Genomic DNA, 4,655 nt, shown 5'->3' with positions numbered 1-4,655 from the left:
GCTGTCTTCCACGCGGGTGCCCCGCCCGGGTGGAAGACAGCGGCATGGGTTCAGCGGTGGCTCGGGAACTGCACCACCTGCTGGTAGGTCGGACGGTTCTGCCAGGTGGTCTTGTCGTCCGTGACACCGCCGAGCGGGCGCTGGATGATCGTGTCGGCGCACCACTGGTCGCCGGCGGAGCAGTCCGCGTCGCCCGGGTAGACCTGGGCCGGGGTCTGGGCGGCCGCCCGCTTCAGGGTGTCCAGCAGCACGCCCCGGCAGGCCGCCAGATCGCCCCCGCCGCAGTACGGGCGGGCCAGCGGGCCGGCCACCTGGTCGCCCAGGACGGACCGCAGGTCCTTGTCCAGGTAGCTCCACCAGCCGTACTGGAAGGCCGAACCCTTGTGCGGGATCGCCTCGTTGGCGCTCACGGGGCCGCCACCGGGACCGGTCTGGCCGCCGGAGGGCGACTCGTTGATCTGCAGGGCGCCGGTCAGGGCCGTGAACAGCTGGTCCCCGAGGCCGGGTCGCATGACGCCCTCCGCGACCAGCGGCCACCAGGCGTCCAGGACGCGGATCGCGGCGGCGTCGGCGTAGCCGTGGCTGCCGGGCGACGTCTCCTTCCGCTGGGCGCCGCCGGCCAGCCAGGCCTCCAGCTGCTGGAGCGCGGTGGCGGCGGCCGGATCGGTGACGGGGGCGCTGCGCAGCACCCGGATCAGGTCCGGCAGGACGTCCTCGGCGCGCAGGTCGGCCAGGGCGGCGCCGGCCATGGCCTGGGTGAGCGAGACCCGGCTCGCCTTGCCGCCGTTGCGCAGCAGCGCCTTGACCCGGTCGTCGAGCAGGTTGCCGCGGTGCACCGAGCCGTTGCCGAACCCGGCCGAGGTGAAGCCGTCGGCCTGCTTGTTGTTCCAGGAGATGTAGTAGTCCTGGTTGACGGACTGCGGGTGCTCGGCCGCCGGGGTGTACCGGGCGGTGTTGGTGGCGGGGTCGAAGTCGGCCCACTCGTAGGCCGGTTCGGCGCGCAGCGGCAGGCCGGGGTCGACCCCGGGGGCGCGTACGGGGTTGCTGCCGGAGTTGTAGTACGCGATGTCGCGCGAGTCGGCGTAGAACCAGTTGAAGGTGTAGTTGATGTCCTGCGCGGCCTGCTGGAAGCCCGCCGCGTCGTGCACCGCGCCGGGGTCGTTGAGCTCCTGGAAGCCGATGATGGAGTCCGCCTCGTGCCGGTAGGTGGAGCGCAGCGAGGTGAAGGCCACGGGGGCGCCGCCGACCGTGCCGCGGGCGGTCACCAGGCCGTACCTGCTGCGGTACATCACCAGGGTGTAGGAGCCGGCGGCGGTGGAGTCGGCGGTGGTCGGGTTCCAGGTGTTCTTGCGTTCCAGCCGGTCGAAGGGGACGCACTGGCCGTGCCAGAGGTAGGAGTTGGCGGCGGTGGTGGCCGGGGAGCCGTCGGTGGTGCAGAGCGGGACGGCGTAGGTGTCGGTGATGTCCTGCCCGGCGGAGGTGGCGCTCCAGGCGTAGTCCTGGCCGCGGCCGAGCTGCACGTAGAAGCTCAGGCCGGCGAAGGCCGCGCCGCGCGCGCTGATGCCGGGGCCCTGGATCTCCTCCAGCATCAGCAGCTGCGGGGCGAAGTAGCCGGTCTGCGGGCCGAACACGGCCACCGGGTGGCCGTCGTCGGTGTGGGCGCCGGAGACCAGCAGGGCGTTGGACATGCCGTGCTTGGCGGTGAGCAGGTTGCCGGGCAGCACGCCCGGGGCGGCGGTCCTCGCGGCGCCGGCGCCCGTGCCGGTGGCGTCGTAGATCATCCGCTCGGGCACCACCGAGCCGGGGTCGGGCAGCGCCTCGCCCTGCGGGGCGTCGGGGACGGGGGCGTAGGGGAAGCGCTGGCCGTCGTGCAGGGTCTGGACGGCCTCCGGGTCGTCGGCCTCGCGCAGCGACTTCCAGACCGCGTCCCCGGCGTCCTTGCCGTAGCGGGCCTCGGCGGCCGACTTGACCTGGGCGGAGGCGAGTTCACCGCCGCCGCCGGAGCCGAACAGGGCGCCGACCACGGAGGCCAGGGCGACCAGGTCGGTCAGCTTGAACGGCTCGATCGACCCGGCGTTGGTGATCGGGTCGATGTGCCCGGTCAGGTCGTACTCGCCGGGGAAGGTGCGGGCGTTGTAGGACTCCTTGGCGTACTGGTTGATGCCGTCGAGGTAGGCGTTCGCGTCGGTGAGGGCCTGGGCGGCCCGGCCGCCGCGGGCCGACAGGGCGTCGATCTGCTGCTGCAGTTCCGCCTCGGTGTACGGCGCGGCCTGCCAGAAGCTCTGCTCCAGCTGGCGGTTGGCGGCGGCGCCGCCGGCGAAGCCGGACAGCTGGCCGCGGCCCACGTGCCGGAACAGGTCCATCACCCACAGCCGGTCCTGGGCGGCGGCGTAGCCCGCGCCGTACTCGGTGCCGTAGCGGGTGGTGCCGGTGATGTGCGGGACGCCGGTGGCCTTGTCGCGGACGATGGTGACGTCGGCGCGCGGGCTGATGGTGCTGGCCACCTGGTCGGCGGGGACGCCGAAGGAGGCGTCGTTGAAGAAGTCGCGCAGCTTGGCCTCGGTCAGGCCCGGGTAGCCGGAGGCGAGGGCGGCGTACGGGCCGAGCTGGTCGTCGGTGTGGGCGGGGCGGCTGCCGAACATCCGGTTGAGCAGGATCTCGGCGAGCGTGGCGTTGCCGTTCTCGCCGGGCGGCAGGATGTCCCGGCAGTGGCCGCCGCAGTAGTCGGCCGCGGTGGCGGTCGGGGCGGCGGGGGCGGCGGCGGTGGGGGTGGTGGTCAGGGCGGCGGTGACGAGCAGGGCCGACGCTGCGGCGGCGGCCGGGAAGCGCAGGGGGTGGGGGCGTAGGCGCAAGGGGAGCTCCTCCGTCGAAGCCACGGGAGCTCGACGGTAGGGGCGTTACTGACCGGTTGGCTAGTGGCGTGCATGCCATTTCCGGTGGGGTGCAGTGGAGTTGGTGATCCGTCGGGACCGTCTACCGCTTACGGCCTACCGCCTACCGCCCGGCGGCGAGGCGGGTGGCGAGGTGGGCGGCGGCGGTGGCGGCGTCGGTGCGGGGGAGGCGGGGGTGGAGGTCGGCGAGGAGGTGGTGGAGGCGGTCGCGGATCGGACCGGGGGTGGTGGCCACCGAGCCGGTGAGGACCAGGGGTTCGGCGGGGGCGGCGGTGGCGCGGGCGAGGCCGGCCAGGTGGTCGGCGGCGGTGTCGGCGATGGCGCGGGCGGCCGGGTCTCCCTGCGCGGCGAGCCGGGAGACCAGCGGGGCGAGGGTGGCGAGCCGGCGGGGCGGGCCGGCGTAGGCCCAGTGGAGCAGGGCTTCGGGGGAGTCGGCGGCGCAGCGGGCGCGGACGGCGGTGCCGAGCGGGCCGGCCGGGTCGGCGTGGGCGTGGCGTAGGGCCTCGCGGCCGAGCCAGAAGCCGCCGCCCTCGTCGCCGAGCAGCCAGCCGAGCCCGCCGCCGCGCGCGAGCGTGCGGGCACCGGCGAGCCGGACGCAGATCGCGCCGGTGCCCGCGATCAGGACGGTGCCGTGGCCGTCGGTGACGCCGCCGGAGGCCAGGGCCGGGACGGTGTCGGGGACCAGTCGCACCGGGTGGCGGAGGCCGAGGGCGGCCCGGCAGCGCTCGGCGAACGCGTCCGGGTCCGGTAGGGAGCGGTACCCGGCGAGGCCGATCAGGCAGGCGGCGATCCGGCCCGGGCCGCGCCCGTCGAGGGCGGCCGTGACCGCCGCCGCCAGCCGGTCGAGCGCCGGCTCCGGGCCCTCTCCGGCGGGGTTGGCGCCGGGGCTCTCGCCGCGGCCCCGGACGGCGCCCGCGGCGTCCAGGAGGACGGCGCGGGTGCGGCTGCCGCCGGCGTCGACGCCGAGGTGGAGGGTGGTCATCGGGCGCCTCCGGTGCGGGCTCGGCGGGTGGTCGGGGTGGTGGTGAGCGGCATCAGGTCGGCGGCCGGCAGGGCGCCGCGGACCTGTGCGAGCGGCTGCCGCCGGGGCTCCGGAGGGGGCGCCGGTGGGCTGACCGGTCCTCAGCGTAGAGGGATCGCGGCGGAAGGGGCATCTACGCCGCCGAGCCCGGCACCCTGCGCTTCGCCGACGCCGTGATCGCCGCGCTCCTCGACGGCGGGCCAATCCGGTACCTGACCCTCGGCCTGACCCGGGAGGAACAGGCCCTGGCCGCCCAGTGCGGCGTGCACACCCTCGGCCCGGCCCTCGCCGGCGGCGGCTACCCGGCGCTCGGCCGGGTCGTCCCGCACCTGGAGGACGCCGCCTTCGCCGAGCGCTTCGATTTCGGCCTCTCCCGGATCCTCTCCCCGTCCGGCCCCACCGCCCCCTGAATTCCCAACAGCCGCCCCCTCGTTGCCCCGGTCGCTCCACACGCCCCCCCTCGGGACTGCCTTTACCGGTGCTCGGCGAGCGGCGGGTGGGGCGGCCGATCGGCTCTGTGACAGCAGGTATTCCGTCGACGGGCGGCGATTTTCGGCCCTCCTCCCACATCGGGCGATCCCGGCCGCGCCGCCCCGCCGGATCGGCCCCCCCCGGGGGCGGGGGCGGGGCGTTGAGAGCCCGGGGGGGTCGCGGTCGTGCCCCCGGCGGCGCCCCGGGCCCGCGAGGAGGGCGTCCCAGCCCTCGGCGGTGTGGCGGTCCAGGTTGTCCGCCCGGACTACCGC

General features: G+C 75.7%; 3 protein-coding genes. 1 reads left to right on the top strand and 2 read right to left on the bottom strand.

Annotated elements, in window-relative coordinates; all coding sequences use genetic code 11:
* Nucleotides 1-50: 50 nt before the first annotated feature.
* Nucleotides 51-2,852, bottom strand: a complete 2,802-nt coding sequence (locus tag ACFV6I_RS24890; RefSeq protein WP_380427697.1) for a penicillin acylase family protein — start codon at nucleotides 2,850-2,852, stop codon at nucleotides 51-53.
* Between the two features lie 142 nt (nucleotides 2,853-2,994).
* Nucleotides 2,995-3,873, bottom strand: a complete 879-nt coding sequence (locus ACFV6I_RS24885; protein ID WP_380427695.1) for an N-acetylglucosamine kinase — start codon at nucleotides 3,871-3,873, stop codon at nucleotides 2,995-2,997.
* Nucleotides 3,874-4,085: 212 nt separating this feature from the next.
* On the opposite strand from ACFV6I_RS24885, the gene ACFV6I_RS24880 reads away from it, so the two are divergent.
* Nucleotides 4,086-4,322 carry a hypothetical protein gene (locus ACFV6I_RS24880; RefSeq protein WP_380427693.1) on the top strand — a complete coding sequence of 79 codons (237 nt, stop codon included), beginning with the start codon at nucleotides 4,086-4,088 and terminating at the stop codon, nucleotides 4,320-4,322.
* Nucleotides 4,323-4,655: the final 333 nt, after the last annotated feature.

It is taken from the genome of Kitasatospora sp. NPDC059803 (assembly GCF_042732255.1).
Classification (GTDB): domain Bacteria; phylum Actinomycetota; class Actinomycetes; order Streptomycetales; family Streptomycetaceae; genus Kitasatospora.
Note: the sequence above shows the minus strand (reverse complement) of the source record. Positions and strands in the feature narration are given on the sequence as shown.

Bases quoted from the DNA above. Each gene is read 5' to 3' on its own strand.
- ACFV6I_RS24885 (WP_380427695.1), bottom strand. From the start codon at position 3,873: ATGACCACCCTCCACCTCGGCGTCGACGCCGGCGGCAGCCGCACCCGC.